Source organism: Acidobacteriota bacterium (genome assembly GCA_020845575.1).
GTDB lineage: Bacteria > Acidobacteriota > Vicinamibacteria > Vicinamibacterales > Vicinamibacteraceae > Luteitalea.
This window is the reverse complement of sequence record JADLFL010000009.1, coordinates 1-26,512: the sequence shown is the minus strand read 5'-3', so window position 1 is coordinate 26,512 and position 26,512 is coordinate 1. Positions and strand designations below refer to the sequence as shown.

Below are 26,512 nucleotides of genomic sequence, written 5' to 3'. Positions count from 1 at the left end.
CATCCGGCGGGCAGGCATCCAAGGGCGACCGTCGCCCGGGCTGTGATTGAATGGCGCGCATGCGTCGCGTGTCGCCCCTGCTCATCGCCCTCATCGCCACAGCCTCCCTGGCCGGTCATGCCCAGGAGCAGCCGTCGGCGCCCATCCACGGCTTCGCCAGCGCGCGTGTCGGCGCGCAGCACGATCTCGAACGCCGCTTCGACGCGCAGATCTCCACGGCGAACCTGACGGCGTGGCTGGAGCGGATGGCGGCGCGACCGCATCACGCCGGATCCCCGCATGGCAAGGCGAACGCCGAGTTCATGGCGGCACTGCTGCGCGAGTGGGGCTATCGCGTCGAGATCAAGCAGTACGACGTCCTCTTCCCGACGCCCATCACGCGCGTGGTGGAGATGGTTGCGCCCACGCGCTTCACGGCGCGGCTTTCCGAGCCGCCCGTCCAGGGCGACGCGGTCTCGAAGCTGACGTCGGAGGCGCTCCCGACCTTCAACATGTACTCGTCCGACGGCGACGTCACGGGCGAACTCGTGTACGTCAACTACGGCGTGCCTGCCGACTACGAGGAGCTCGCGCGGCGCGGCATCGACGTGAAGGGGAAGATCGTCATCGCGCGTTACGGCGGATCGTGGCGCGGCATCAAGCCGAAGGTCGCCGCCGAGCACGGCGCCATCGGCTGCCTCATCTACTCCGATCCCCGGGACGATGGATACTTCCAGGGTGACGCGTATCCGAAGGGCGGCTGGCGCAACGAGCACTCGGCGCAGCGCGGATCGGTGGCCGACATGCCCGTGTATCCGGGCGATCCGCTGACGCCCTTCGTGGCAGCGACGCCATCGGCCACACGCCCAGAGTTCACCAAGGCGGAGACGCTGACGAAGATCCCCGTGCTCCCGATCTCGTACGGCGACGCGCTGCCGCTGTTGAAGGCGATCGATGGCCCCGTGGCGCCAGCCGCATGGCGCGGCGGCCTGCCGGCGACGTATCACATCGGTCCCGGTCCCGCGCGCGTCCACATGAAGCTCGCATTCGACTGGAAGCTCGTGCCGGCCTACGACGTGATTGCCACGCTCGACGGCGCGGAGTTCCCCGACCAGTGGATCGTGCGCGGCAATCATCACGACGGCTGGGTGGCGGGTGCCAGCGATCCCACGAGCGGCATGGTCGCCGTGCTCGAGGAGGCGCGCGCGGTCGCGGAACTGGTACGCAGTGGATGGAAGCCGAAGCGCACGCTGGTCTTCGCCGCATGGGACGCGGAGGAGCCCGGCCTGCTCGGATCGACGGAGTGGGTCGAGGACCACGCCGCCGCGCTCAGCGCGAAGGTCGTGGCGTACATCAACTCGGACAGCAACGCGCGCGGGTTCCTGAGCGCGGGCGGCTCGCACAGCCTCGAACGATTCGTCAACGAGATCGCACGCGACGTGCCCGATCCGCGCGTGAAGGGATCGGTGGGCGATCGCCTGCTCGCGCGGACCGTCATCGAAGGGACGCCTCACGCGAGCCGCATCGCGCGCGAGGAGCGACGGTTCGAGATCGGTGCGCTCGGGTCAGGATCCGATTACACGCCGTTCCTGCAGCACCTGGGCATCGCGTCGCTCAACATCGGGTTCGGCGGGGAAGGGGAGTACGGGCAGTACCACTCGGTGTACGACTCGGTGGATCACTACAAGCGCTTCCAGGACCCCGATCTCGCCTATGCCGCGGCGCTCGCGAAAGTGGGCGGTCGTGCCGTGCTCCGGCTTTCGGAGGCAGACCTGTTGCCGTTCGCGTTCGTGCGTTCGGCGGAGCGGATCGGCACGTACGTCGGTGAGCTCGAGAGGCTTGTGGAGACCCTGAAGACCGAGACCATCGAACACAACAGGCGCATCGACGAGGGGACGTTCGTGCTGGCGGCCAATCCGTCGGACACGTTCGTGGTGCCGGCGAAGAAGGACGTGGTGCCCGATTTCGACATGAAGCCGCTGCGTGACGTTGTCGAGCGCCTGCGCGTGGCTGCGCGCCGGTTCGATGCGGCCGTCGCACCCGCCGCCGGTGGCAACGCGGGTGCGCTCGCGCCCGCCAACGCCGTCCTCTTCACGGCCGAGCGCGCGCTCACGCGTCAGGAAGGTCTTCCGCGTCGGCCGTGGTTCAGGCACCAGGTGTACGCGCCGGGGTACTACACCGGCTACGGCGTGAAGACGCTGCCCGCCGTCCGCGAAGCCCTCGAACAGCGCGCCTGGGACGAGGCTCGCCGCCAGATCCCGATCGTGGCCGGTACCCTCGACCGCTACGCCGGCGAGATCGAACGCGCGACGCTCTTGCTGGAACGGTGACAGCAGCTCAGGCTGTCCGGTTGCCGGTTGCCGGTTGCCGGTTGCCCATTGCCGGTTGCCGACCGTCCGGTTGCCCGGTGCCCGGTGCCCGGCCGTGGTCACCAGGCGTGATAGTGGCCGTCGCGGTAGGTGACTTCCACGGGACGCTCGTACAGGTCACTCAGCGTCGACGTGGTGAGGCACTCGGCGGGCGTGCCGTCGCCGACGACACGTCCGCGCTTGAGCAGCACCACGCGGCCGATCTCGGGCACGATGTCTGACAGGTCGTGCGTCACCAGGAAGAGCGTTGTCCCCTCCCGCGCCAGCGCGCTCATCGTCGCGCGGACTTCATGGGCCGCACCGAGATCGAGGCTCGTCATGGGCTCGTCGAGCACCAGCGCGCGAGGGCGATGGATCAGCGCGCGGCCGATGAGCAGGCGACGCGCCTCGCCCGACGACATGCGCGTGATCAGCCGCCTGGCGAGGTAGGGCAGGCCGAGCCACTCCAGCACCTCGTCGACGCGCGCGTGCATCGCTTCGGTCGGCTCGTGGTGCGGCCACAGCCCGATGCTGCCGAAGAAGCTCGACAACAACAGCTCGCGCCCCGTGATCCGGCGCGTACAGGTCGCCAGCAGATCGTTGGAGACGATCCCGATCGCCGCGCGCAGGTCCCATTGCGTCCAGCGGTCCTGCCCGAGGATGGTCACCGACGTGTCCGGCCTGGCCACGGGCCGCAATTCCTGCGTGAAGAGCTTCAGCACCGTGCTCTTGCCGGACCCGTTCGGCCCGACAACCGCCACATGCTGCCCCGCGGGGATCTCCAGCGAGAAATCGTCGAGTACCGTTGCGCCGTCGCGGATCACCGAGACGTGAGAGAAGGCGATCAGGGAGTCCATCGATACCGGGGATCGTAGATCGGCCCGACGGGCGGCCGTGCGTGGTACGCTCGCGGCGATTTCACCTTCATCCGGGAGTACGCGTCACATGCCGATGTCTCGCGCTTCGAGTCTCGTTGCCACTCGTCTGGGCAGGCCTGTTGCGATCGGCGTGGCGTGCGTCGCCCTGTTCGCTGCGCAGGTGCACGCCCAGGCATCAGGCCCGGCGTCGCCCGTGACGACGAGCGCGCCACTTCGTGTCGCCATCGCCGGACTCGTGCACGGACACGTGCGCGGCCACATGAACGCGATGGTGAAGCGCACGGACGTCGCGCTGGTCGGGGTGTACGACGCCGACGCGACGCTGCGCGCCGCGTTCGCCGAGCGATACGGGATCGAGCCCGGGAAGATGTTCGACGACGTCGAGCGTCTCCTCACCACGACGCGTCCCGAAGCGCTCGTCGTGTACACCAACACGTTCGACCATCTGGCGATCATCGACGTGGCCGCCAGGCACGGCGTCCACGTGATGGTCGAGAAGCCGCTCGCCGTATCCAAGGCGCACGCACAGGCGATCGAACAGGCGGCCTTGCGCGGACGCATCCATGTGCTGGTCAACTACGAGACCACCTGGTACCGGAGCCATCGCGCGATCTGGCGGCTGATGCACGAGGAGAAGCTGGGCGGCCGCATCCGGAAGATCGTCGCGATGGACGGCCACTTCGGCCCGAAGGAGATCGGCGTGCAGCCGGAATTCCTCGACTGGTTGTCCGACCCGGTACGCAACGGTGGCGGCGCGCTCTACGACTTCGGCTGCTATGGCGCCAACATCGCCACGTGGCTGCTCGACAACGCGCGCCCGCTGCGCGTGACCGCCGTCACGCAGACGCTGAAACCCGCGGTCTACCCGCGCGTGGACGATGAGGCGACCATCCTGCTCGAGTACCCGGACGCGCAGGTCATCATCGAGGGGTCGTGGAACTGGCCGGACCATCGCAAGGATCTCGAGGTCTACACCGAGAGCGCCGCGGCGTGGGCGACGGGCGGCAACGCGCTCCGCACGAAGGTGCGCGGCAAGCCCGCGGCCGATACGCCTGTCGAGGACTGGCCGGCCGACGAGGAGAACGCACTCAACTACCTGACCGCCGTGGTGCGCGGCCGGCTCGTACCGGCAGGGCCCACTTCGCTCGCCAACAACGTGATCGTCTCCGAGATCCTCGACGCGGCACGCGAGAGCGCGAAGACGGGCAGGGCGGTGACGCTGCCGCGCCGCGATTGACGCCGGTTGCCCAGTCCGATAGCGTGGCCCGGTCATGACCGATGTCTCATCGCTCGTGGATGTCCTGGGAGCCGCCTGGTGCGTGGATACCGCGCGCACGGCGCGGTGCCTGCGCCGGCTGCGCGTTCCGTTTCGCATGCGTGACGTGGATCAGGATGCCGATGCCCAGGCCGACGTCACCAGCCTGACCGGCGGTGCCATGCGCACCCCTGTCGTGCGCATCGGTGCGCGCGTGCTGGTGGAGCCGTCCAACGCAGACCTCGTGGCGGCGCTCGAAGACGACGGGCGGCTGGCCCCGTCCACCGTCTACGCGTTCGAACATGGACAGAACGTGGGCGATCTCGAACGCGCGCTGCGCCTGGCTGGTGCCGGCATCGCGCTCGCGGCAACGCATGGCGCGCCGTGGCCGATCCGGGTACCGCTGCGCCTCGCGGCGATCGGGCTCGCCCTGACGGCTGCCGCGGGCTGGTGTCCCGTGTACGACGCGCAGGAGCTCACGTCCGTGGGCGGCCCTGGCGACCATCCCGAGGAGGCCGAGCGCGATCCCTGGTGGGCGTCGACCCGCCGGCCTGCCGTCACTCCGGAGCCTCTCTCGTGAGCCTGCTCGATCCTGCCATGCGATCCGTCCTCAACGCCACGCACGGCGATCCGTTCGCCGTGCTCGGGCCGCACGTCGAGCAGGGCTCGCTCGTCGTCCGCACGTTCCTGCCGCGCGCGTCGGCGGTGCGCCTCGTCATCGGTGGCACGCCCGCGGCGACGCATCCGATGGCCGTGCGGCACCCGGACGGCATCTTCGAGGTGACGATCGACGGCGAGACGACGATCGTGCCCTATCGCTTCGAAGTGACGTGGCGCGACAGCGGTGTTGTCTCGACGATCGACGATCCCTACCGGTTCGGCCTGCTGCTCGGCGATCTCGACCTGTACCTGATCGGCGAAGGGCGTCATCAGGACCTGCACCGCGCCCTCGGCGCACATCCCACGACCGTCGATGGCGTGGCGGGCACGCGCTTCGCGGTGTGGGCCCCGAACGCGCGGCGCGTCAGCGTGGTGGGCGACTGGAACGCCTGGGACGGACGCGTGCATCCGATGCGCCAGCGCTTGCCGCAGGGCGTGTGGGAGCTGTTCGTGCCGGGCGTGGGCGCCGGCGCGCGGTACAAGTTCGAGATCGCCTCGAATGCAGGCGGCCCGCCGTTCCTCAAGGCCGATCCGTGCGCGGCCGCCTGCGAGGTGCCGCCCGATACCGCGTCTGTCGTCTGCGAGGAGAGCCGCTACGCGTGGGCCGACGATGCGTGGCTCGAGGCGCGCGCGGCACGGCGTGAGGGACTCGATCAGCCGATGGCGATCTACGAGGTCCACCTCGGATCGTGGGCGCGCGGCGAACGTGGCGAGTTCCTGACGTATCAACAGCTCGCCGAACGCCTCATCGCGCACGTGCAACGCCTCGGCTTCACGCACGTCGAGTTGCTGCCCGTGCTGGAGTTCCCCTACGACGGGTCGTGGGGCTATCAGGTCACCGGGTTCTTCGCGCCGACGAGCCGGTTCGGATCGCCCGACGACTTCCGCGCGTTCGTCGATGCGCTGCATGGCGCCGGCATCGGCGTGATCCTCGACTGGGTCCCAGGACACTTTCCGAAGGACGCCCACGGCCTCGCGCGCTTCGACGGCACGTCGCTCTACGAGCACGAGGATCCGCGGCAGGGCGAGCATCGCGACTGGGGCACGCTGATCTTCAACTACGGCCGCAACGAGGTGCGCAACTTCCTCACGGCGAGCGCGCTCGCGTGGATCGAGGACTTCCACCTCGACGGCCTGCGCGTGGACGCGGTGGCGTCGATGCTGTATCTCGACTACTCGCGTGAGGAAGGCGAGTGGGTGCCCAATCAGTACGGCGGGCGCGAGAACCTCGACGCGGTCTCGTTCATGCAGCACCTCAACGCGATCGTGCACGAGAAGCATCCCGGCGTGGTCACCATCGCCGAGGAGTCCACGGCGTGGCCGGGCGTGAGCCGTCCCGTCCATCTCGGCGGCCTGGGGTTCACCTACAAATGGAACATGGGCTGGATGCACGACATCCTGACCTACATGTCCAAGGACGCCGTCTATCGCCGCTGGGAGCACACGCACCTGACGTTCTCGATGCTGTATGCGTACAACGAGAACTTCATCCTGCCGTTCTCGCACGACGAGGTGGTGCACGGGAAGCGGTCGCTCATCGACAAGATGCCTGGCGACGCGTGGCAGAAGGCCGCGAACCTCCGCGCGCTGTACGGCTACATGTTCACGCACCCGGGCAAGAAGCTGCTGTTCCAGGGATGCGAGTTCGGGCAATGGCGCGAGTGGAACCACGCCGAGTCGCTGCCGTGGTTCCTCCTCGCGTCGCCGCCGCACGACGGCATCCTGCAGTTTGTCAGCGATCTCGTCCATCTCTACAGGGCACAGCCGGCGCTGTATCAACGCGACTACGATCCGTCGGGCTTCCAGTGGATCGATTGCAATGACAACGAGAACAGCGTCGTGTCCTACATCCGGCGCGCGGCCGACCCCGCCGACCTGCTCGTCGTCCTGATGAACTTCACGCCCGTACCGCGCTACGCGTATGTCGTGGGCGTGCCGGTGCCGGGCCGCTACGACGAGATCCTCAACAGTGATGCGGCCGCCTATGGCGGCAGTAACCTCGGCAACGGGGGGCACGTGACCACGACCGACGAGCCGGCGCACGGCCACGCGCAGTCGCTGCGCGTGATCCTGCCTCCGCTGGGGTGCCTCGTGCTGAAGCCCGCGCCCGCTGCCTGAGCCGCCGCGGCATGCGCCCGGACGATGGGCGGACATTGACCTGCCCGTGTCCGCTGTGTTTGCATCGAAGTCCTGGGCCGGGGCGCATGGTCACCGGCCGGAGCCATGCGTGCCGCCGGACGGACCGGCGCGCGCGTGATGGCGTCAGCCGGATCTGCGGATCCGCAGGAGTGCTGCAATGAGCTTGCGCGAGAGATATGCCGCCGCGATTCACGTGGCCAAGACGGTGGGGATGCAGGGATCGGCCGAGGAGCGCGACGGCAAACTCGTGTTCCACGGTACGGTGACCAACGAGGAAGACAAGAACCGGATCTGGGACGCGCTCAAGACCGTCGGCACGTGGAAGGACGACCTCCACGCGGTGATCGACGTCGTGAAGCCGGCCTCGATCTCGTACACGGTGCAGGCAGGCGACACACTGAGCAAGATCGCCAAGGCGCACCTCGGCGACGCCAACGCCTACATGAAGATCTTCGAAGCCAACAAGGACCAGCTCACCGATCCGGACAAAATCAAGGTCGGTCAGGTACTGACCATCCCGACGGCCTAGGCAGGACCGCAGTCAGCCCCGTCTCGCGTCAGCGAGACGGGGCAGCCCTCCGGCGCGGCGGCCCATTCACGCCGCACCCCACGCATGCCGATTCCGCACGAGAACAGCGACAGACTCGCTGGCGGTACGGTGCCGCCCGCGAGGTCGCCGCCGCCGATCTCGTGTTCCACGTGCCGCCCGTGCGGGCCTTCTGGGCATCGCCATACGATCGCTCCCACCCTGAGGCGCCCCGGTTCCGGTCGCTTCAGGTCCAGTCGGTCGTCTCGCTGACGCCATGGGTGCTGCTCGCCAACTGGGCGAACGTGGCCGCCCTCGGCTGGATCTTCCGTGACACCCCGCAGACGTGGCCGCTGGTCGTGTGGATGAGCGCGACGGCCGTCGTGGCCGCCATCGGCCTGCCCGCGTGGCGCCGGTTGCGGAGCGGCTTCTGGCCGAAGCGCACCTCCGAGAGCACGGTACACCGCGTGGCGACGCACGCGGGCCTGCTGGCACTCATGTGGGCGATGCCGATGGTCTTCGGCTATGCCGGTGGAGAGGGCATACAGCGCGTCGTGGTGCTCGGCGTCGCCGTCGGAATGCTCTGCGTGGGTGGCTTCGCCTTGGCGCCGGTGCCGCGCGCCGCGTCGCGATACGTGATGATTCTCGCCGCCGGGATCCTCGTGGGGCTGATCCGCGACACCGACCCCGGTCGCATCGTGTTACTGCTCCTCTGCCCGATCTACGCCGGCATCGTGTTGGGGACGGTGAGCATCAGCGCGCAGCAGATGGGCGGACGCCTGGTGGCCGAGGCTGACAGCGCGCGCCAGAAGCGCGTGGTGGACCTGCTGCTCGACGACTTCCACGAGAACTCGCCAGACTGGCTGTGGGAACTCGATCGCGACGGCCGGCTGCAGTACAGCTCGCCGCGTCTCTCCGCCGCGCTCGGCGTGCCCCAGGAGCAGTTGGACGGCACAGCGCTGACCGCGCATCTTCGCGAACGCATGGATCCCGACGATCCCGTCAGTGCGGCCGCCGTCGACGCGCTGGAGCGTGCGCTCGAAGCGGGGCATGCGGTCCGTGCCGCGCAGGTGCCCATCGTGGCCGAGGGCCGCCGGCAGTGGTGGTCGATCTCCGGCAAGCGCGTGTTCGATGAGGATGGCGCGCCGATGGGGTGGCGCGGCGTCGGCTCCGACGTCACCGGGAGCCGCGAGCACAGTGCCGCGCTCGCGCGCCTGGCCAACTTCGACACGCTCACGCAACTCGCCAATCGCCATCAGTTCCAGGTGAGGATGAACGCCTCATCGCACCTGCCGTGTACGTTGCTGTATCTGGACCTCGACGACTTCAAGGCCGTCAACGACCTGCACGGCCACCTGGTGGGCGACGAGGTGCTGAAGGTGGTGGCGCGCCGGTTCCGCGCCGTGCTGCGGCAGGAGGACCTGCTGGCGCGGCTCGGCGGAGACGAGTTCGCGGTGGTCCTCTGGGATACGACGGACCGATGCAAGGCGGCGGCGACGGCGCAGCGGCTGATTGCGACGCTCGACGAGCCCGTCACGCTCGACGACCTCGCGCTGCGCGTCGGCACCTGCATCGGCATCGTCGGCAGCGATCACGCGGAGGCGTCGTACGAAGGCCTCACGCGGCTGGCCGACATGGCGCTCTATGCCGCGAAGGCGCGCGGCCGCAACACGTACATGTTCTTCGAGTCGTCGATGGAGAGCGCCGCGCGGCGGCGGCTCAGCCTGATGACCGACCTGCACGCCTCGCTCGCAAACGACAGGCTCGAACTGCACTATCAGCCGCTCGTGTCGCTCGGTAGCGGGCAGGTGGTGGGGGCCGAGGCGCTGCTGCGCTGGCGTCATCCGACGCGCGGCCTCATTGCGCCGGCCGAGTTCGTGCCGCTCGCGGAGGAAACGGGGCTCATCGTCGCGATTGGCCAGTGGGCGCTGCGCCAGGCGTGCGAGGTGGCGCTGACATGGCCGTCGCACATGCGCGTGGCGGTGAACCTCTCGCCGCTGCAGTTCGCGTCGCGATCGCTCGTCCTGGACGTGAAGAAGGTCCTGGAGCAGACGCGCCTGGAACCGCGGCGTCTGGAACTGGAGATCACCGAGTCGTCGCTCACCGGCGACAGCGTGTCGGTCGGCGAATCCCTGCGCACATTGCGGGAGCTCGGCGTGCGCGTGGCGCTGGACGACTTCGGCACCGGCTATTCGTCGCTCGCCTACCTGCGCACTTATCCGCTCGACGCGCTCAAGATCGATGGCGCGTTCGTGCGCACGCTCAATGGCGAACAGGACGCGACGGAGGTGATCCGCGCGATCGTGCAGGTGGCCGGTGCGCTGCGCATGGACGTGACGGCCGAGGGCGTCGAGACCCTGGCGCAGTTCGAACTGCTCCGCAGCCTGGGCTGCACCGACGCGCAGGGGTACTGGCTCGGCAAGCCGATGACGCATGCGCGCCTCGCCTCCCACCTTGCCCGCACCTCCGCCGACGTACGCATCGCGTAAGGTGCAGGGCGAGTCCGGCAACCGGGCAGACCCCGTCCAGGGCGACGCCACGGTGCCGGCGCGCGAGCAGCGCGTGGGGCCTCCGGAGAGGCCAACACGGGCGTGGCGCCCGCTTCCCGTTGCGACTCTGCGATGTCTTCGACAAGGAGGACGCGTGCGGCGCGGGAGATGCTGGCCGAGTCCGATGGTTTCGAGTGGGAACCGGGCATCCGGACGGCCGCGCGTGCGTCGAATGCGGGAGTGGTCACCGCCACCGCCGTCCACGAACTCGCCACCTTCGGGAGCCCGTTTCGCGCGCCCGGAGGTCTTCAGGTGCCGCGTACGTCGAACCCGAAGCCTCGGGCAGCAGCGCCGAGGGCCGCGTCGTGCGTCAGCACCTGCGGCAACGGACCGATGCGGTCCCTCCAGACCAGGGCGGTGGCGAGGTGGATGGCGTCCAGCGTGCCCAGCGGCATCGGCATGGGCTCGCTCGCACGACTCATCACCGGGGGACGCAGCAGCACGAGATCGACCGCTTCGAGCCACTCGTTCACCAGCCCGAGTCGCTCGGCAGCCTGGTCCAACGTCAGTGTGCCCTGGTTGCGAAGCCGATCGATCGTTCTCGCGCTCTCGACGGCAATCAGTTCGCTCGACACGAGTCGATCGTAGGTGCGCAGGTCGTCGAGAGCGCCGGGTTCTCGCAGGACCGTGCGCAAGAGCGCCGACGTGTCGACGTACGCGATCACCGGCGACCCCGATCGTCCAGCAGAAGCGCGACGCTGTCGGTGGTTCTGGCGAGCTTGGGTGGGAGCTTCAGATCGCGCAGCGATCGTTTCGCCCTTCGCACTTCGAGCGACGGTGCGGCGATGGGAACAATCTGCGCCACTGGTGTATCCCGGTCGAGTACGGTGACGGTTCCGCCATCCCGCACCGACCGGAGATGTTCGCTCAGGCGTGCCTTCAATTCAGCAATCCGGACGCCGTTCATGACCCATTGTAGTCACGAAAGGACACAAACGTGGCTGATCGCTGTGCGGACGTTCGCAGGGAGATCCGCATGCCGTGCCTTTCAGTGTGACAGTGGCATGCTCAGCGGGATACCGCGACTCGTGAGTAGGCCAGCCGGCCGCGAGGGCAGTTCCTGAATGGCAAAGCACGCAAGCTGTCGCGGGCCCCAAGGCGACACGGAGCCGAACACCCGACACGTGTCTGGGATTCGAACTCAGCACATTGGAGGTAAGTGCTGTAAAAAACGGCTACTGTCGTGTTTCGCGCCGCCGTTCAGGTCATCCGGACTGGCGGCTCGGGCTTTCGAACTCGGGGAAGCCTCGAAATGTGGGCGAATTCGCGACCCTGGGAGAAGTGGCGGAGAGAGTGCCCACCATACCCGCTGAAAAGTCGCCTGAATCACGCCTGATTCGTGCTGTTTGGCGTCCAGTCACCTGAGCGCGTGCCCCCGTCTATGCCCCCAGGTGCTCGACGTTGGCCCGGAACGCCCGCCGACGGGCTCGCGCGCGAGTAGCGCCAGGCACCGTGCCCCGCATCCCGTAGTTCCGCGCGAAACGTCGGGACAGACACGCCGCGTCGTTGCCCGACGATGCTCGTATGTCTCAGCCCGCTACCGCACCCCGTCCCATGCCGGCGTTGCTCCGACTGCCGGCCGTTCTCGACCTTATCGGCGTCTCTCCGTCGACCCTCTATCAGCGCATTCGCGACGGCGAGTTCCCACGTCCTGTGGCGATCGGCTCCCGCGCGCGTGCATGGCGCGCCCAGGACGTTCGCGCGTGGATCGAGTCTCGGCCGACGAGCGGAGCGCGTGCCGAAGCCAACCCTCCGGAGGCCGCGTAGGGGCATGTCCTATGTCCTATGTCCACGACCTATGTCCACCGTCCTCCACCAACGTCCTTAGATCTTGTTCAAGGACAAGGACCGAGGAACGAGGCAGGAGGGCACGGGTCGAGGCAGTAGGCGTGACACGAGGCCATTAGTCGAGGCGGGTAGGACGTAGGACATGAGGACCGAGGGCAGTAGGGCAGTGACCGTGACAGGTAGGACGTAGGACATGACGACGAAACCGAAGTTGGAAGACGACGAACCGCGTCCGCGTGACGACGACGATCGGACACCAGGCGCGCCGCTGACGTCGTGGGGCACGTGGGAAGCCCGTCTCAAGGCCGAACGGCAGTCGGGCGGCCCGCGATACCTCCAGAACGCCGATGTGCCCGCAGGCGGGCTCGTAGGCCGCGTGACGGCCATCACCGAGCAGCGGGTGAGCATGCGGGACTTCGCGTCTGGTTCGGCGCGATGGGTTCGTCGTGAGCGTCCGGTGCTGTGGGCCGAGTTCGAGGGCCTCGGTCGACGCGGCGTGATTCTCGACGGCCAGCGGCTTCATGCCGTCTCGACGGCGATCCCTGACGCGCGGCACGCCGCCGGGCGCGTCGTTCGCGTGACCCTCGTGCAGATCACGGACGACGACGGGACGCCGACCCGGCGCAAGCAGCGGGTGATCACGATCGACCGTGCGTCAGAGGTGCCTCGTGTGGCGTCACTCGCCGACCGCCGTCCTCCGGTTCGCGCGCGCGAGCCCGGCGACGACGACATCGAGGACAACACGCCGATCCCCGATGACGACGTCCCGTTCTGAGAATCGTAACCGGAAAGCTACACAACCGGCGCGACGACGCGCCTCTGAAAGGCAAGAACACCATGACGAACGAACACCAGAAACTCGCCGTCCGGCTGATCGACTCGTGGACCACGCCGCACACGAGCGCCCTCGCCGCTGCCGGTCTTGTCTCCCCGATCCGCGAACTGTCCGAGGCCCTCGCCAGCGGGCATCGCGGGCACCTCGCGATCGCCGCCGCCACGCTCCGCACCGCTCTGCGAAACACGAGCGATCCGCTCGCGCTCGACATCGGGAGTCGCGTCCTCGCCGAAACCGAGCACGTCGCTCGTTCGCTCTGACCTCGAAAGGCACGAACGATGAACGACGTACAGGTGAACGAACCGACGCGCGTGGCGCTCGCGCGGATTTCCGCGATCGTCGCGCCACATCAGAAGACCCTCACCGATGCCGATCTCGCCGGCCCCGTCGCTTGCGTGGTCGCCGCGCTCGAAGCGGGCGATCGAGCGCGTCCGACACTCGCGGACGAGGCGATCGATCTACTCCATCGACGGCTGAATGCGCCGGACCTCGCCGCCAACTACCTTGCCCAGGTGCTCGGCGAAACCATTGCCGTCGAGGCCCGTCACGCCGCGCGTTCGCGCGGGTAAACCCTCTTACTTCTTCTCTGAAAGGAAGCATCATGCCCAACTTCGACACGCCCGAAACGGTCGATCGACCGCCCGTTGAAACCGAGTTCGCGCGGGACTTGTACCGAAGCGCAAATCACGCCCTCACTGTCGCGCACTTGATCGAGAAACGGCTCGACGCGGCGGGCGCTGTGACCGCGCGCATTGCGCCGCACATCGCGTCCCTTCGCGCTGGCATCCACGCGGGTACGCAAGGCGCGTGGCACGACGCGCTGGTCTACCGCTCGGAGCATGTCATCACGCGCTGGACGGAGAACCATCGCCGCCCGCTGCAAGTGGCTCTCCGCGCGGCCGGCAAGGTCGAGCAGGAATTGGATCTCGACGTCGAGAGCGCGGCGCACGCCGCCATGCAGCCACAGCAGCCACAGGACGTGGCCGCCGCGCTGGTGCTGGAGCTTCGGCGCGGGGAGATCCGCAAGGCGCTCGGCCGGATGAAGCCGGGTGAGGCCCAACTTCGGGTGATCGCCGCTGCCGACAGTGGCATGGACCGGGACACGTTCGACGCGTGGCTGAGTCGGCCCTCGTTGAGTGGGTTGCCGATCGACGTGACGAGCCCGTCTTTCGTCGACGACATCGCGCGGCGCGTGCGCGAAAGGGTTGCCGGGTATGAGAGTCCGACGAACGCCGCCCTGAGCTTCCTCCGCCAGGTCATCGCCGCCGCCGAGGCGGTCGCGAAGGTCGGCACCGTGCCCACGGCACCGGCGCTCAGCGTGTACCCGGTACAGTACAAGGGGTAGAACCGATGTCCAAGCGAGACGCAGTACGACGACGCCAGGCTGAGCACGATCGCCTTGCCGATGCCCACACGCCGAAGCTCGTCGAGCGCCAGTCACAGGAGGCCCGCGCGCTCACGACTGACCCCATGCAGGGCGAGCGACCCCATGCACGCCGCTGTGGTGCCAAGACGCGCGCTGGAACGCCGTGTCGGCGGGCACCCGTCGCCGGCCGGACGCGCTGCCGCAATCACGGTGGCGCGAGCCTTCGAGGCCCGGAGTCACCCGCATGGAAGGACGGCCGCCATTCGTCGGTGTTGCCGCCACAGATGGCCGGGAAGTTGAGCCAGGCGCTCGCCGATCGCGAACTGCTGGCGCTCCGCACCGAAATCGGCCTTTGCGACGTTCACGCAGGCGACATCCTCGCCGGGATGCCGGACACACCCGCTTCAGCCGTGTGGCCCCGTGTCCGCGCCGCGTGGGAGGCGTTCAAGGCCGCAACGCCCACCGACCAGGCCGCGCGTGCCGCCGCAATGGATGCCCTCATCGAACAGGGCACCGCGTCCAAGGTCGCATGGGATGAACTGCACGAGGTCATGCAGCGTCGTCGCAAGCTCTGTGAGGCCGAGAGCCGGCGTGAAATCTGGCTGCAAACGCACATCACGTTGGAGCAGGCCGGAGCCCTGTTCGAGGCCCTGCGGGTGTCTGTCGCGCAGAACGTGCGTGACCCGCAGGCCATCCGCGCGATTCAGGACGATCTGACCCGGTTGCTCGGCACGATCCACTGATCGAGGTTGGCGAGCGTGCGCGCCGTTGGCCGGGTTGCTGTTGACGCTCCTCCCCGATGTAACGGCCGCCGCTCGCCCGCACCACGGTTGCCGGCTCACCGCGCGCATGTCGCGGCTTGGCCGGTGCCCGTGGCTCTATGGGGCATCTTCGGGGGCATCGTGGCACTTGTGCCCGTGCCGTCATGGTGTGAAGTGCTCGGAATGACGCGAGATTCTGAGCGAACGCGTGTCTGAGTGTGGCTGCTACGGCGTCCACTATCGGCGCCGAACGTCGATCTCCATGACGCGACGGCCGAGCCACGTCGACGCGTCCAACGGCAATCCGCCTTCGCGCGCACGAGCCGGTGTCAGCGCCTCGTTCGGCGCCGTCGGCGTGAACGCGCGGAACCGGGGCAACCAGGCATCGACGACGAGCCCGAGCACGCTCAGGGCCTCGTTCAGTTCGCTGTCGGCAGCGAGACAGTCGGTGAGGAAGCGTGACGGCCACGGCGCGGCCGTGTCCATTGTGAGGCCGCTGTACGCGTTCTGGAGACGCTTGCTTGTGACCTCAGGCTCGATGTCAGCCACGGCCGCACGCCACGCGCCGTCGGGCAGGTTGGCCCGTGAGTCACGCGCGACGGCGTGCAACTCGGCGAGCACGTCGCACGCCGCGCGGAAGTTCGCGACGTCGACCAGCAACCACGCGAGCGTCTGCCGGGTGATGACGTCGCGGTACGCCGCGCGAGCATCGGCGCCGAGCAACGCGCGCGGCCCTCGCTTGCCCGTGCTGCGCCCGCACGCCGCCAGGACGGCCCGCCGCAACGTCTGCCCGCGTGCATCGTCCTCGCCGACTTCGTCGCGCCACTGCTGGCCGACGGTGCCAATGTCGAGCAGGTCATCCCACGTCGGCCGCGTGTCACGCATACCGGCCGCGAACTCGACGAGCCGCACGAACGCCGCGCGCCGTTCGTCGATCGGAGCGACGAGCCACAGGTGCCCGACGTCGTCGAAGGACAGGCGTTCACTCACGCCGATGCCCGCTCCGGTTCAGGGAACGTCAGCACCTTCGCGCTCTGCTGCGTGGTCATCGCGTCGATGCGGTCGGCCCACCACTGCAAGACCTGCCGGCGCTGTTCGAGATACAACGCGCGGTTGTACGCCGCTCGCGTCTTGTTCGTGCTGACGTGCGCCAAGATGGCCTCGACGACGTCGGCAGGCTTCCCGTGCTCGTTCGCGGCCGTGCTGAACGTCGAACGGAACCCGTGCCCGCTCGCCCGACCTTTGAAGCCGGCGCGCCAGATGGCATAGAGAATCGAGTTCTCCGACAGGTGGCGCGTGTCGTCGCTCCGATGGGGAAACAGGTACGCCGTGTGCCCGGTGCGCTCGCGCAGCCGTGCGAGGATGTCGAGTGCTTGCGTGCTGAGCGGCACGAGGTGTTCGCGGCGTTTCTTCATGCGCTCGGCCGGGATGCGCCAGAGTCGCTGTTCCCAGTCAATCTCCGACCACTGCGCGGCCCGCAGTTCACCAGTGCGAACGGCCGTCAGGCAGAGCAGCCACACGCCCCCTTCGATGAGTGAGCCTTGCCCCCGCTCGGCCACCTTCGCGAGCAGGCCGGGCAACTCCGATTCGAGCAGCGCCGGCATGGGCGTGGCCTTCGGTGCCGTGAACGCGCGCCGCAGGCCGTGTGCCGGGTTCGTGTCGAGCCGTTCGCAGAGCAGGGCATACGTGAAGATGCCGTCGAGCCGCTGGCGCAGACGGCGTACGGTTTCGAGACGCGCGCCGGGCTTCTTGCCCTTCGCGTCCTTCGTGTCGAGCACCGCGTTCAGCGTGTCGATCAACTCGCGCGGCGTGATGCTCCGGACAGGCTGATCGCCGAGCTTCGGGTAGACGTAGAGTTCGAGACTCCGCTCGACGTCGTGCTGATAGTCGGCCGTCCAGCCCTTCTGGCGGGCCTCGTTCGCCAGCCACTCGGCCGCGAGCCGGCGCAACGTGTCGCGGGCTTCCGTTGCTGCGTCGGTGCGCTCCTGCCGGCGCGCCTGCACGGGGTCGACGCCGTCCCGCTTCAGCGCCCGCGCGGCGGTGCACTTCTCGCGAGCTTCGGCCAGGCTCACGCCCTTGCCGTCGGGCAAGTACGCCCCGAACGAGATGCGCCGTTCCTTGCCGTGGATGCGGTACTTGGCTCGCCACAACCGGGAGCCCGTCGGCATCACTTCGAGATAGAGCCCGTGCCCGTCGCTGAGCTTGTACGGCTTGGCCTTCGGCTTGGCGTTCCGCACCTTCGCGTCTGTGAGTGGCATTCGCGATTCCCTCCGATGGGGGCATGCGAACCGGCCACGCGGGGCACCGCGTCACGCGTGCCCCCGAACGTGCCCCTGATTCCTTAGGATGCCCCCGCTTCCCGTCGCACGTTATCGTACAAAGGGAACCACAAAAGCGCCATGAAAACCGGGAATGTTCGGGTGTTGTCGGAGGTTGTCGGAGTAAGGGTTGGCGGAGAGAGTGGGATTCGAACCCACGGTAGGGTTTCCCCTACACACGCTTTCCAAGCGTGCGCCTTCAGCCACTCGGCCCTCTCTCCGATCGACTGGAATCAACAGTTTAGCGGAGGGCGGAGATCCCGCCAAATGCAAACTGTGACGTGACTGTGACGTGAGGCTCTCCGAAAGCGCCACCAGGAGCGGAACATCTCCGCTCCTCTCGGGTGGTTGCTGGGCGTCGCCGGTCGTCGCTGCCGCGTCTCCACTGCCGCCGTCATTGTGGACGTCTCGGCGCGATTCGTCCAGCGCGTCGAGCGCCTGCCGCTTCGCGTCGATGCGGATGTGCGAGTAGTGCTCCAGCATCCGGCGCGACAGGTGCCCGCTGATCGACTCCAGGACATGGTCGGCCACGCCCAGCTCCGCGAGCTCCGTGATGACCGTGTGCCGGAGGTCGTGGAACCGGAACCTGGGCAGGCCGGCAGCATCGCGGAGCGCCCGCCAGGCCGTGTCCCACTTCAGCATCGGCTGCGTCGGGTCGTAGCGGCCCCACTGGCAGGCGGGCCAGAGGTAGTGGTTGGGTTCGGTGTGGCCGAGCAGGTCGGCCCGTTCGACCATCCGGGTGATGGCTTCGAGCGCCGACGCGTTCAGTGGGATGACGCGATGGCTCGTCTCGTTCTTGCTGCGGCGGACGTACAGCAGCTTCTTCGCCAGGTCGACGTCGCGCCGGCGGAGGTGCTTGACCTCCACCGGCCGCATCGACGTGTTGGCAGCAGCGACCGCCGCGCAGTAGACGTGCTCCCACTCGGGATTGGACGCCGCCGCCTCGAAGAGCCGCTTGCGCTCCTCTGGCGTCAGCGCCCGCCCGACCGGTCGCTGGCGTTCGGGCAGGTTGCGCACATGGTCCGCCAGCGCTCGCCACCTGCCGCACGACTTGAGCACGCGCGACAGCACGCCGACGTCCATGTTGATCGTCCGGTTGGCCTTGCCGACTTCATGGCGCTTGCGCTGGTACTCCGCAATCGCTTTCGCCGTGATCGCGGTGAGCGGCACGTCGCCGAAGTAGCGCTTCAGCGTGATGAGCCGCTCCTCCTCGAACTCGACGGTCCGTGGCGAGCAGTGCAGGCGCTTCCCGTCGATGTAGGCGTCGGCGGCTTCGAACAGGCGCTTGGGTCCCTGTTCGTGCGTTGCCACGGCGCCGTGCCCGGCATCTTCGATGAGCTGACGCTCTTTCCGCTTCGCATCCTGCAGGTTCGTCGTGTCGAGGCGCTTGCGGTAGCGGCGGCCATCCACCGTGAAGTCCGCCCAGTACTGGCGCCCCCGCTTCCAGAGGCTCATGGTCGCAACTCCTCGATGCCGGTCTGCCGATCAGCCGACGGTTCCGCGCTGGCGTCAACGGCGCTGGCGCGGACGAACTCCTCCAGGTCCGACGGCAGGTAGCGGACGGCGCGTCCGAGGCGCAGGAACCGAGGTCCCTGACCGCGGTGACGCCATGCCCGAAGCGTGGCGACCGACAAGCCGAGCAGATCGGAGACCTCGCGCTCGGTCAACGCGCGTGTTGCGTGACGAATCGTCTGGACGTTCATGACGCCGCTCCGTTCTGCGCGCTCGTCGCAATCCGCGCGCCTCTCGGGTTTCGCGCGTGCTGTTCCATCCACTCGTCGACCCAGACCGCGCGCAACCGAATCGTCCGTCGTCCGCTGATTCGCACGTGCCGCAGTTCATGTCGCTCGCACGCGGTGTAGATCGTGTCCCGACTCACGTTCGCGTAGTCGGCGCCTTCGCCGACGGTCAACCATGTCCTCATGGTGCACCTCACTGCCCGCGTCGCCCAGGGGCTGCAGCGGGCGGACAACTGTTTTCCGAACGTCCACGGATGGCGCGCTCGAACGCGAAGGGCCTGAGACCGTCGCGTCGTTGGCAGTTGCGCGAGATGCTGGCGGTTGTGCCGAACATCGTCTGCGAAGGCGACGCGCCTGCGCAGTGTGCGCGGCTGGAAGCCACGCGTGTCGAAGCCATGCGGTGCGCTGGCGTGCTGCCTGCTCGAATCGCCAGCAAACGACCGGGCTTTCGGTACCGCCGCGACGCACCGATGGAGCAGGTCGCAGGCGATAGCGGATCTCCGCGGCACGCACGCGAGTGCGCGGGTCGGAGTCGCAACCGTGCTAGTGAAGGAGTGTGCTGCTGGCGGGAGCCCTGAGGCTGCCGTCCGTCAGCAACCCGCGCCGAGTGTCACTCGCGCGGGAGGTGTGCAGTAGGGCACGGACGATGAGGACAGGCTACGCCTGCTGAGGAGCGAGATCAAGGGGGAAGATTGACGCGGTCGAGCCGTTGAGGTCTAGACTTCCGCTCATGGATGGCCTCGGCCGGCTCACCGTCGATCCGAGCGTGCGCTTCGGCAAGCCGTGTGTCCGCGGAACTCGAATCGCCGTCGGTGACGTGCTCGGCTATCTGGCTGCCGGTATGAGCGCGGACGAGATCCTGCAGGACTTCCCACAACTGGTTCGTGACGACATTCGAGCGTGCCTGGTGTACGCCGCCGAACGGGAACGAGGGCGTGCTCGCCTGCCCGGTCCGTGAGCGATTGTGAAACCGAGACGAGGCATGGTTCAGATCCAACTGACGGTCCCCGATAGCGTGCTCGCTGCGCTGAAGAAGGCGCCGCACGAGATGGCCGCGGAGATCCGCCTGGCCGCGGCGATCCACTGGTACCAGCAAGGTGCGCTGTCGATGGAGCCGGCTGCGGAGGCGGCCGGCCTGACGCGTGGCCATTTCCTTGCGGAACTCGCGCGTCGGCGCGTGGACGTGTTCAGCGTCGATGATGAAGACTTTCGACGTGAGGTTGGACGGTTCTGACGAAGCAGCCAGTGGCGTCTGCTTCCCGCAGTAGGATCGACCGACAGGAGCACGCGAGATGGTCGAGCAACTCATCGTCAGCGACCAGCGAATCTTGGACGGGAAACCCTGTGTGCGAGGCACGCGACTGAGCGTCGAGTTCCTGCTGGAACTGAGCGCCAGCGGGGCCTCGGCTGAGCAGATCCTCGCGCAGTATCCACAACTCACGCCCGAGGATCTTTCAGCGGCGTTTCGTTATGCCGTGCATGTGCTTCGTGGCGACCGAATGTGGGACCTGCAGATCACCGCGTGACGCGACTCGACTTTCCTGTCTGGCCTGACGGTCTTGGGGTGGCTCCTGCTTACCGCAGGCAGTCGTTCATCGCCGGCCATCACGCAACTGCCAAGACACAATCTGCGCGCAGGCGCGGTCAAGGCCGGAGCCGCTCACGATTCAGGCGGGCGGAGCGAAGTGACGCGCCTTGACGGCGCCGAGCACAGATCGAAACTCGAACGCGCGATGGCCGGCGGCCCGGGCGTCGCCGAATCTCCGGGCCAACGACCGGGCACGTGCTTCCCGCACGATCGAGCCACGAACCGTGCGGGGAACCTTACCAGTACCCGGTGCGACATCTGCGGTAGCAAGCAGCGGCGCGCCCGGTCACGATCGACGCCCACAGCGGCATCGACACCGGCACTGGCAGCATGGCGTGAGCGACCCCTCCGGACTCGCGTGGGACGAAATGCCGGGCGGCAGGCGGGGTCGCTCACGCCATGGTTTCCTGTATTGGCTCTCTTCGGGCACCAGCAGGGGGGCGGCATAGAGCGCCGCCCAGGCGCATCGTCGGAGGTTCATCGCGGCGAAGCGGCTCGCGCACAGGCGGTTATCCCGGCCGAACGTCCGGCAGCGGTCATCGCGGTGGTCAGTTCCGCAGGCATAGGCAGAACCGCGCGAAGGGGACGACCTGCGAAATCGAGGTGGTCCCCGGGGGTTGTCCTCGGCCGTTGCGCGCGTGTCTGCGGAGCAAGATGTGTGCTGGCCAGGGGGAGAGAGGGGCTTGCTTGAATAGAGGGCGGCTGGCTATCACCGCGACTTGACGATGTGGGCGACGAAGTTGCGGACGCGCACCAGAGCCTGTTCGATGTCCGTGTTGGCCAGTTCCAGTTCTTCGGCGAGTCGTGCGAAGGGCTGGGCCCAGTGCGGTGGCGTCGCACTCAGGTCGGGTGGCCATGCGTGCGTGTTGCGGCTGCGGAAAACGAGCTCGCAAGCCGCACGGAGCGCCGCGTAGTCGTGCGTGATCATCGCCTCCATGAGCAGCAGATCCACGAGGTCTCTGAACCGTTCGTTCTGCTTCCCCGGGCGCGGGGGCAGCGTCATTCCGTGGAGCTTCTGGGCGACGTGGAAGCGCAGCGGTAGGCACGGGAGCTGCGCCGGTCCCGTGACGCCGAAGACGTCGGTCAGGGCGATGGCGTCGACCCACTCGACATCGACTTCGCCGGGCTCGGCGCGTGCGACGTCCACGCTGATGCTGGTCCACGGCTGGCCGCGGTACGTGACGCCGAATCCGATGTTGACGGCGCCATTGTCCAGCAGGAGCGGCTGGCCCTTTCGGCGGAACGAGAACCCCTGATACGCCTCGCCCGTCAGCGCCTCTTCGAGGCTGTCGGCGAGGTCCGCGGACGGGTCGCGAAGGACGATGTCGATGTCCTTCGTCGCGCGGGCACGGTCGCGCAGACGGAGTTCAAGCGCCACGCCTCCCTTGACGATGAACAGCGGTGTGTCGCCGGCCGTGGCACGGTCGAGAATGCCGGCCATGATCATGTAGGCGACCCACGAGCGCACCCGACTTTCGGCCACGCCGAGCTCGCGCGCGTAGGCTTGGGCGTACCGCGCCAGGACGCCGGCTGACGGCGGCGGTCCGGTCGGGCGTTTGCGTGCTGCGGTCACCGGGCCTCCAGCCGCCGGCGCGTGCTCGACCGCGGGCGCGGCCTCGTCCCGAGGAGCTCACGCTGCAGGCGGTCTGCGACGCCTGTGGACAGCGTACCCGTCCGTCGACCGTCGGCAATCGCCTGGCCGACCAGTTCGGCTCCGAGGTGGCTGGCGTGCGCATCGCGGATTGACCTGGCTGGCGTGGTCACCGGGACGCCTTCCACGGTCTCGACGTCTTCCGCGGCCAGGTCCGCATAGTGGATCACCAGTCGCTTCGGAACCTCGCGGCGGATGCGCACGGAGCTTGGCAGCGTCACGTGGATCCGCACCGGATTGACGTCGGACAGTTCGTGAATCGCCAGCGCCGATTCATGGGAGATCGCGCCGACGACGTCGGATCGCCGGACCTGTGGCCAGAGGACAGCTTCCATGTAGTGGCCGAGCTGTGAGATGGGAAACCGCGTGAAGCGGTAGACCCCGCGCGAGACGCGCTCGATGGCCCCCTGCCGGGCGAGCTGGACGAGGCGCACCTGGTGCAGACCGGCCGTGCGGGCCTGGGCCGCGGTGAAGTAGCCGGCCTGATTCTCGGCGATCTCGTAGAGGACGGTGTCCCACTGGCGCTTCTGCATGGCGGTTGCCTCTGATGGCAATAATATAACGTCTTTGAATATTATTGCCAGTCGCCCCCAGAGTGCTCAGGCGACGTCGACCAGGGGGGAGAGATGCAGGTACTGGCGCGAGAGCTCGACGCACTCGACGCGGCCCAATCCGCGTTCCAGGGCGTCGGAAAGGACGTTGGAATCCGCGAACCAGAGCGTCCGCTCGGGATCGGCGAGCCACTGGTGATACAGGGCGCGAAAGCGCGGAGCCGACGTCAGGCGGACGTCCTCCTGGTACCGGGCGTACGGCGGCTCCGGGTTCGGCTCGGCGAGGCGTCGCCGCTGCTGGAACATCTCCTCGATCATGGAAACGTTACGGCCCCTGGCGGCTCCCACCAGGTGCTCGCGCGCCGCGTGCAGGTAGCTCTGGCGCGCTCTGACGAGGGGCTTCGGGAACAGCAGCCGGATGATCCAGCGGCTCAGCTGACGCAGTAGTGGAATGTGCCGCAGGAGGAACAGCCTGAAGTCCCACGGTACGGGCGTCGTCACGAGGTACATGAAGACGTGATGGTCGCTGCGCTCGCGGTCGTCGCCGATGGGCAGCTTGTCCGGGAAGTGGCGGTAGATCCGTGACGGGCCCTCACCGAATCGCAGCTGCGGCATGTCGATCAGCTCGAACCGATCGCGGAGGTGATCCCTGAAGTGGTGTAGCTTGTCCGCCGCGGACGCCAGCCAGATCATCGATTGGTCGTCGAGGACCGCATCGAGCAGCATCACGCGCTCGATGAGGCGTCCCGGTGCCGCGCGTTTTCGGAAGCGGCTGTCGGGCTCGCGGATGGCGGTCCACAGCGGCTTGTAGTGGACGTGGAACATCCGGCCTCGGTGCAGCTTGCCGGGCGTCACCGGCGTTGCGAATCGGCGATCGACGAGGGTGCGGATGAAGTTCGTGCTCTTCTGTCCGTGGGCGATGCCGGCGAACTGGCAGTACTGCCGTTCCAGGAACACGCCCGAGTACAGCAGGACCTCCATGAGGAAGCGTGACTGGCGGTCCGTGAACCCGAACGCGGCGATCGCGTGCAGCCGTTCGCTGTCGCACTCTTCGAGCGCCCAGTACTTCGGCGCCGGCGGCAGTGGTGTCGGCTCGAGCGGAAGCATGCTCATACGAACTCCTGGGCAAACCCGCCGCATCGTCCGCCCCTGCCGCCGCGTCCGCCGACGCTGGACCCGAGCGAGACGTGGCAGCTGAATCCTGACTTCGCCGCGCCGGCCGCATGCGCGCCGCGGTAGTGCGGCGTCACGATCTCCAGGTCCTCGAAGCGGTCGAGACCGTCGCGGTCTTCGTACTCGACGCGCGCGTCGGGGAAGTGCACGTGTCCGTCCTGCTCGTACGGCAGGTCGTGCTCCTGCGCCCAGTGCACGATCTCGTCGGCGTCGCGGGCGGGACGTCCGTCGCAATCCTTCTTGCCGCGATTGCGCTCGTGCAGGAAGCGCTGGTAGTCGCGCTTCATCTCGTAGTCGAGAACGACGCGCCGAACGCGCCCGCCATCGTCGCGGATGCGGGCCTCCGTGCGCTCGTAGGCGCGGTACACCTTGACGTCGTGGGTCAGCTCGCGCGGCTTCCTGAGGCCGGCGTAGAACTCCTGCCGGTCGCGCGTCCGCTCGTCGCGCGGGATCGATCGGTTGGCTTCGAGCAGGTCCCGGCCGCGGTCGGTGAGGACAACGGCGCGGTCGTTGACGTCGAGCGGCGAGCGTTGAATCAGCCCCGAGTCCTCGAGGTGCCGCATGCTCTGGTGCGGCGTCCTGGCATCGTCGCGCAGCGCCGACAGGTCGTGTTCGGAGACGACGCGGAACGAGCCGATGGTTGCCAACATCCGGGCCTCGGAACCGTCGATGTCGTACACGCGGTCGCGGTCCCTGGCCCGTTCCCGATCGCGGCCATCCGGCAGGTCGAGGTCACGCGTGAAGGGATCACGCGTACTCCGGTCTCGGTGGCCGGGCGTGCCGCCGGCGCCCCGGCCTCCTCGATCGCGATCGCGGCCCCGGTCGCGGTCGTCCTCACGAATGTCGTCGCGCGGATCGTAGCGGTCGAACATGCAGCCACCCCCTCGTCATGCAGCGAATATGTCCTGATCGCTGGGGGGCTGCAATTCATCGGCGGGCGTTCTTGGGTGGTTCCTGACGGTGGTGGGTGCTATGGCCTGATTCTAGCGAGATAACGTCAAGTTTTTTTGATACGAAACTTGACAACATGACCGCCGAAACGCACAGTGGAGCCTATGGAACTCGCCCAGCGGACCTACGGACGCCCACCCGTCGTCCAGGTCATTCGGCGGCGCGTCGAGGCGGGCGGCGAGCGGGTCTGGCGGTTCAGCGATTTTCCGAACCTGCCCGTCGCAGCCGTCGCGCAGGCCATGTCCCGCCTGGCGAAGGACGGCACGCTGCAGCGGCTGAGCAAAGGCGTCTACTATCGCGGCCGGACGACGGCTCTTGGCCCGAGTCGGCCGGATCCTGTCGCGATCCGGAAGCTTGCCGCCGACCGGTCGCCCATGTTCCCGGCGGGCGTCGCCGCGGCGAACCTGCTGGGCTTCACGACGCAAGCGGCCGGCCGCAGTGAGGTCGCCACGACGGCCGCCAGCCTGCCGCGCAAGCTCGCAGGTCGCGACACGATCGTCCACACTCGACGACCGGAGGCGTGGAAGCGTCTCTCGGACCACGACGCCGCGCTGCTCGACTTCCTGCGCCGCGGCGGCAGCACGAGCGAGCTGTCCGAGAAGGACACGCTCCGCCGCACACTCCGCCTCTTCAAGGAACCGGGCCGATACGAGCGTCTCGCTCGTGTCGCGCCATCCGAACCGCCGCGCGTCCGTGCGATGCTCGGAGCCATCGGCGAGGCGATCGGCACAAGCTCCGCCACGCTCCGCAGGCTGCGTGCCTCGCTGAATCCGGTGTCACGCTTCGATTTCGGTGTCCTCTCTGGACTGCCGTCGGCACGGCAATGGCAGGCGAAGGAGCGCGCGCGCCCATGAGACTCAGCGAGCATCCAGACTTCCAACAGGCGATCGTGCAAGCCGCTGAGCACTTCGCCGGAAGAGGACTGCGCCCCGCGCTCATCGAGAAGGACTACTACGTCACTGAAGCGCTTCGCGTCATCGCCGTCACGGTGGGCGACAAGTGCATCTTCAAGGGCGGCACCAGTCTGTCGAAAGGTTGGAGCCTCATTCAGCGCTTCTCCGAGGACGTGGACATCTTTCTCGATCCGCGTGCCTTCGATCCGGTGCTCGGCAGGAACGGAATCAACCGGGAGCTCAAGGCCTTGCGCGATGCCGTCGCGGCGCATCCCGGCCTGACGTTCCTGCCGGATGAGAGCAGGACTGTCGGCGGTTTCGGACGGGCGGATCGGTTCTCGTTCGTCCAGGCGTTCGGTGGTCCTGGCGAAGTGGCCGGCTCCGTGCTCGTCGAGGCGGGGACGGCGAGCGGCCGTGAACCAACCGCTGATGTGGAGATCCGTTCGTACCTGGCCGAGTTCCTCGCCGAACGCGGCGTCTCGCTCGGCGCCGTGGACGAGGGCGGGTTCACGATGCGGCTGCTTCATTTCCGCCGGACGTTCGTCGAGAAGCTGTTCGCGATTC

28 protein-coding genes, 1 tRNA gene and 1 pseudogene are annotated in these 26,512 nt (G+C 67.9%); 17 read left to right on the top strand and 13 right to left on the bottom strand.

Annotated elements, in window-relative coordinates:
- The first annotated feature begins 50 nt into the window (after positions 1–50).
- Positions 51–2,309 carry a M28 family peptidase gene (locus tag IT182_02145; GenBank protein MCC6162128.1) on the top strand — a complete coding sequence of 753 codons (2,259 nt, stop codon included), beginning with the start codon at positions 51–53 and terminating at the stop codon, positions 2,307–2,309.
- A 98-nt stretch (positions 2,310–2,407) separates the two neighbouring features.
- Here the strand turns inward: IT182_02145 and IT182_02140 are convergent, their stop codons facing one another.
- Positions 2,408–3,184: an ATP-binding cassette domain-containing protein gene (locus IT182_02140; GenBank protein MCC6162127.1), complete on the bottom strand. Its 777-nt coding sequence runs from the start codon at positions 3,182–3,184 to the stop codon at positions 2,408–2,410.
- A gap of 94 nt (positions 3,185–3,278) precedes the next feature.
- Here IT182_02140 and IT182_02135 point away from each other — a divergent pair, with 94 nt between their 5' ends.
- From IT182_02135 to IT182_02115, 5 genes are all read left to right on the top strand, one after another.
- Positions 3,279–4,442 (top strand): Gfo/Idh/MocA family oxidoreductase, encoded by a 1,164-nt coding sequence (locus IT182_02135; GenBank protein ID MCC6162126.1) that lies wholly within the window; start codon positions 3,279–3,281, stop codon positions 4,440–4,442.
- Positions 4,443–4,476: 34 nt separating this feature from the next.
- Positions 4,477–5,040 carry a DUF2892 domain-containing protein gene (locus tag IT182_02130; GenBank protein ID MCC6162125.1) on the top strand — a complete coding sequence of 188 codons (564 nt, stop codon included), beginning with the start codon at positions 4,477–4,479 and terminating at the stop codon, positions 5,038–5,040.
- 17 nt (positions 5,041–5,057) lie between these two features.
- A complete protein-coding gene (gene glgB / locus IT182_02125) occupies positions 5,058–7,238 on the top strand; it encodes a 1,4-alpha-glucan branching protein GlgB (protein MCC6162124.1) in 2,181 nt (726 codons plus the stop codon).
- Positions 7,239–7,416: 178 nt separating this feature from the next.
- Positions 7,417–7,788 carry a LysM peptidoglycan-binding domain-containing protein gene (locus tag IT182_02120; GenBank protein ID MCC6162123.1) on the top strand — a complete coding sequence of 124 codons (372 nt, stop codon included), beginning with the start codon at positions 7,417–7,419 and terminating at the stop codon, positions 7,786–7,788.
- A 179-nt stretch (positions 7,789–7,967) separates the two neighbouring features.
- The gene (locus IT182_02115; protein ID MCC6162122.1) at positions 7,968–10,274 is read left to right on the top strand and encodes an EAL domain-containing protein; all 2,307 of its coding nucleotides are present in this window, start codon (positions 7,968–7,970) and stop codon (positions 10,272–10,274) included.
- A 308-nt stretch (positions 10,275–10,582) separates the two neighbouring features.
- On the opposite strand, the gene IT182_02110 is transcribed toward IT182_02115, so the two are convergent.
- Both IT182_02110 and IT182_02105 read right to left on the bottom strand, forming a co-directional pair.
- Complete coding sequence (locus IT182_02110; protein MCC6162121.1) at positions 10,583–10,999, bottom strand: type II toxin-antitoxin system VapC family toxin; 417 nt, start codon at positions 10,997–10,999, stop codon at positions 10,583–10,585.
- Complete coding sequence (locus tag IT182_02105; protein ID MCC6162120.1) at positions 10,996–11,241, bottom strand: type II toxin-antitoxin system prevent-host-death family antitoxin; 246 nt, start codon at positions 11,239–11,241, stop codon at positions 10,996–10,998. The genes IT182_02110 and IT182_02105 overlap by 4 nt, the downstream gene beginning before the upstream one ends.
- A 647-nt stretch (positions 11,242–11,888) precedes the next feature.
- On the opposite strand from IT182_02105, the gene IT182_02100 reads away from it, so the two are divergent.
- The 6 genes from IT182_02100 (at position 11,889) to IT182_02075 (ending at position 15,066) form a co-directional block, all read left to right on the top strand.
- Positions 11,889–12,101, top strand: coding sequence for an AlpA family phage regulatory protein (locus IT182_02100; protein ID MCC6162119.1), 213 nt, complete (start codon positions 11,889–11,891; stop codon positions 12,099–12,101).
- 214 nt (positions 12,102–12,315) lie between these two features.
- Positions 12,316–12,897, top strand: a complete 582-nt coding sequence (locus IT182_02095; GenBank protein ID MCC6162118.1) for a hypothetical protein — start codon at positions 12,316–12,318, stop codon at positions 12,895–12,897.
- Between the two features lie 62 nt (positions 12,898–12,959).
- The gene (locus IT182_02090) at positions 12,960–13,217 is read left to right on the top strand and encodes a hypothetical protein (GenBank protein ID MCC6162117.1); all 258 of its coding nucleotides are present in this window, start codon (positions 12,960–12,962) and stop codon (positions 13,215–13,217) included.
- Between the two features lie 18 nt (positions 13,218–13,235).
- Positions 13,236–13,526 (top strand): hypothetical protein, encoded by a 291-nt coding sequence (locus IT182_02085; GenBank protein MCC6162116.1) that lies wholly within the window; start codon positions 13,236–13,238, stop codon positions 13,524–13,526.
- 32 nt (positions 13,527–13,558) lie between these two features.
- Complete coding sequence (locus IT182_02080) at positions 13,559–14,302, top strand: hypothetical protein (protein ID MCC6162115.1); 744 nt, start codon at positions 13,559–13,561, stop codon at positions 14,300–14,302.
- A gap of 290 nt (positions 14,303–14,592) precedes the next feature.
- A complete protein-coding gene (locus IT182_02075; protein ID MCC6162114.1) occupies positions 14,593–15,066 on the top strand; it encodes a hypothetical protein in 474 nt (157 codons plus the stop codon).
- A gap of 255 nt (positions 15,067–15,321) precedes the next feature.
- On the opposite strand, the gene IT182_02070 is transcribed toward IT182_02075, so the two are convergent.
- From IT182_02070 to IT182_02045, 6 genes and pseudogenes are all read right to left on the bottom strand, one after another.
- A complete protein-coding gene (locus IT182_02070) occupies positions 15,322–16,074 on the bottom strand; it encodes a hypothetical protein (GenBank protein ID MCC6162113.1) in 753 nt (250 codons plus the stop codon).
- Complete coding sequence (locus IT182_02065; GenBank protein ID MCC6162112.1) at positions 16,071–17,342, bottom strand: tyrosine-type recombinase/integrase; 1,272 nt, start codon at positions 17,340–17,342, stop codon at positions 16,071–16,073. Before IT182_02065 ends, IT182_02070 begins: the two co-directional genes overlap by 4 nt.
- 191 nt (positions 17,343–17,533) lie before the next feature.
- Positions 17,534–17,623: transfer RNA gene (locus tag IT182_02060), tRNA-Ser, on the bottom strand.
- A 238-nt stretch (positions 17,624–17,861) separates the two neighbouring features.
- Positions 17,862–18,857, bottom strand: a pseudogene (locus tag IT182_02055) (site-specific integrase).
- Positions 18,854–19,105 carry a helix-turn-helix domain-containing protein gene (locus tag IT182_02050; protein MCC6162111.1) on the bottom strand — a complete coding sequence of 84 codons (252 nt, stop codon included), beginning with the start codon at positions 19,103–19,105 and terminating at the stop codon, positions 18,854–18,856. The pseudogene IT182_02055 and the gene IT182_02050 overlap by 4 nt, the downstream one beginning before the upstream one ends.
- Positions 19,102–19,326 (bottom strand): helix-turn-helix domain-containing protein, encoded by a 225-nt coding sequence (locus IT182_02045; protein MCC6162110.1) that lies wholly within the window; start codon positions 19,324–19,326, stop codon positions 19,102–19,104. The genes IT182_02050 and IT182_02045 overlap by 4 nt, the downstream gene beginning before the upstream one ends.
- 545 nt (positions 19,327–19,871) lie before the next feature.
- Between IT182_02045 and IT182_02040 the strand changes: the two genes are divergently transcribed.
- Genes IT182_02040 through IT182_02030 form a run of 3 tightly spaced genes read left to right on the top strand, consistent with a single transcriptional unit; the run spans position 19,872 to position 20,667 of the window.
- Positions 19,872–20,099 carry a DUF433 domain-containing protein gene (locus IT182_02040; GenBank protein ID MCC6162109.1) on the top strand — a complete coding sequence of 76 codons (228 nt, stop codon included), beginning with the start codon at positions 19,872–19,874 and terminating at the stop codon, positions 20,097–20,099.
- Positions 20,100–20,123: 24 nt separating this feature from the next.
- A complete protein-coding gene (locus IT182_02035) occupies positions 20,124–20,375 on the top strand; it encodes a UPF0175 family protein (GenBank protein MCC6162108.1) in 252 nt (83 codons plus the stop codon).
- A 58-nt stretch (positions 20,376–20,433) separates the two neighbouring features.
- Positions 20,434–20,667 (top strand): DUF433 domain-containing protein, encoded by a 234-nt coding sequence (locus IT182_02030; protein ID MCC6162107.1) that lies wholly within the window; start codon positions 20,434–20,436, stop codon positions 20,665–20,667.
- Between the two features lie 771 nt (positions 20,668–21,438).
- On the opposite strand, the gene IT182_02025 is transcribed toward IT182_02030, so the two are convergent.
- The 4 genes from IT182_02025 to IT182_02010 all read right to left on the bottom strand — a co-directional run bounded on the left by IT182_02025 (position 21,439) and on the right by IT182_02010 (position 24,976).
- Positions 21,439–22,302 (bottom strand): nucleotidyl transferase AbiEii/AbiGii toxin family protein, encoded by an 864-nt coding sequence (locus tag IT182_02025; protein ID MCC6162106.1) that lies wholly within the window; start codon positions 22,300–22,302, stop codon positions 21,439–21,441.
- Positions 22,299–22,913, bottom strand: a complete 615-nt coding sequence (locus tag IT182_02020) for a type IV toxin-antitoxin system AbiEi family antitoxin domain-containing protein (protein MCC6162105.1) — start codon at positions 22,911–22,913, stop codon at positions 22,299–22,301. Before IT182_02020 ends, IT182_02025 begins: the two co-directional genes overlap by 4 nt.
- Positions 22,914–22,979: 66 nt before the next feature.
- A complete protein-coding gene (locus tag IT182_02015; protein ID MCC6162104.1) occupies positions 22,980–24,044 on the bottom strand; it encodes a hypothetical protein in 1,065 nt (354 codons plus the stop codon).
- Entirely contained in the window at positions 24,041–24,976 is a 936-nt protein-coding gene (locus tag IT182_02010; protein MCC6162103.1) for a hypothetical protein, read from the bottom strand. The genes IT182_02015 and IT182_02010 overlap by 4 nt, the downstream gene beginning before the upstream one ends.
- A gap of 183 nt (positions 24,977–25,159) precedes the next feature.
- On the opposite strand from IT182_02010, the gene IT182_02005 reads away from it, so the two are divergent.
- Positions 25,160–25,909 (top strand): hypothetical protein, encoded by a 750-nt coding sequence (locus IT182_02005; GenBank protein ID MCC6162102.1) that lies wholly within the window; start codon positions 25,160–25,162, stop codon positions 25,907–25,909.
- The coding region (locus IT182_02000) for a nucleotidyl transferase AbiEii/AbiGii toxin family protein (protein MCC6162101.1) at positions 25,906–26,512 on the top strand (607 nt) is incomplete at its 3' end. The genes IT182_02005 and IT182_02000, both read left to right, overlap by 4 nt.

Coding starts and splice junctions, on each gene's coding strand:
- IT182_02145 (MCC6162128.1), top strand. CDS start 51: ATGGCGCGCATGCGTCGCGTGTCGCCCCTGCTCATCGCCCTCATCGCC.
- IT182_02140 (MCC6162127.1), bottom strand. CDS start 3,184: ATGGACTCCCTGATCGCCTTCTCTCACGTCTCGGTGATCCGCGACGGC.
- IT182_02135 (MCC6162126.1), top strand. CDS start 3,279: ATGTCTCGCGCTTCGAGTCTCGTTGCCACTCGTCTGGGCAGGCCTGTT.
- IT182_02130 (MCC6162125.1), top strand. CDS start 4,477: ATGACCGATGTCTCATCGCTCGTGGATGTCCTGGGAGCCGCCTGGTGC.
- glgB (MCC6162124.1), top strand. CDS start 5,058: ATGCGATCCGTCCTCAACGCCACGCACGGCGATCCGTTCGCCGTGCTC.
- IT182_02120 (MCC6162123.1), top strand. CDS start 7,417: ATGAGCTTGCGCGAGAGATATGCCGCCGCGATTCACGTGGCCAAGACG.
- IT182_02105 (MCC6162120.1), bottom strand. CDS start 11,241: ATGAACGGCGTCCGGATTGCTGAATTGAAGGCACGCCTGAGCGAACAT.
- IT182_02100 (MCC6162119.1), top strand. CDS start 11,889: ATGCCGGCGTTGCTCCGACTGCCGGCCGTTCTCGACCTTATCGGCGTC.
- IT182_02095 (MCC6162118.1), top strand. CDS start 12,316: ATGACGACGAAACCGAAGTTGGAAGACGACGAACCGCGTCCGCGTGAC.
- IT182_02090 (MCC6162117.1), top strand. CDS start 12,960: ATGACGAACGAACACCAGAAACTCGCCGTCCGGCTGATCGACTCGTGG.
- IT182_02085 (MCC6162116.1), top strand. CDS start 13,236: ATGAACGACGTACAGGTGAACGAACCGACGCGCGTGGCGCTCGCGCGG.
- IT182_02080 (MCC6162115.1), top strand. CDS start 13,559: ATGCCCAACTTCGACACGCCCGAAACGGTCGATCGACCGCCCGTTGAA.
- IT182_02065 (MCC6162112.1), bottom strand. CDS start 17,342: ATGCCACTCACAGACGCGAAGGTGCGGAACGCCAAGCCGAAGGCCAAG.
- IT182_02050 (MCC6162111.1), bottom strand. CDS start 19,105: ATGAACGTCCAGACGATTCGTCACGCAACACGCGCGTTGACCGAGCGC.
- IT182_02045 (MCC6162110.1), bottom strand. CDS start 19,326: ATGAGGACATGGTTGACCGTCGGCGAAGGCGCCGACTACGCGAACGTG.
- IT182_02040 (MCC6162109.1), top strand. CDS start 19,872: ATGGATGGCCTCGGCCGGCTCACCGTCGATCCGAGCGTGCGCTTCGGC.
- IT182_02035 (MCC6162108.1), top strand. CDS start 20,124: ATGGTTCAGATCCAACTGACGGTCCCCGATAGCGTGCTCGCTGCGCTG.
- IT182_02030 (MCC6162107.1), top strand. CDS start 20,434: ATGGTCGAGCAACTCATCGTCAGCGACCAGCGAATCTTGGACGGGAAA.
- IT182_02020 (MCC6162105.1), bottom strand. CDS start 22,913: ATGCAGAAGCGCCAGTGGGACACCGTCCTCTACGAGATCGCCGAGAAT.
- IT182_02015 (MCC6162104.1), bottom strand. CDS start 24,044: ATGAGCATGCTTCCGCTCGAGCCGACACCACTGCCGCCGGCGCCGAAG.
- IT182_02010 (MCC6162103.1), bottom strand. CDS start 24,976: ATGTTCGACCGCTACGATCCGCGCGACGACATTCGTGAGGACGACCGC.
- IT182_02005 (MCC6162102.1), top strand. CDS start 25,160: ATGGAACTCGCCCAGCGGACCTACGGACGCCCACCCGTCGTCCAGGTC.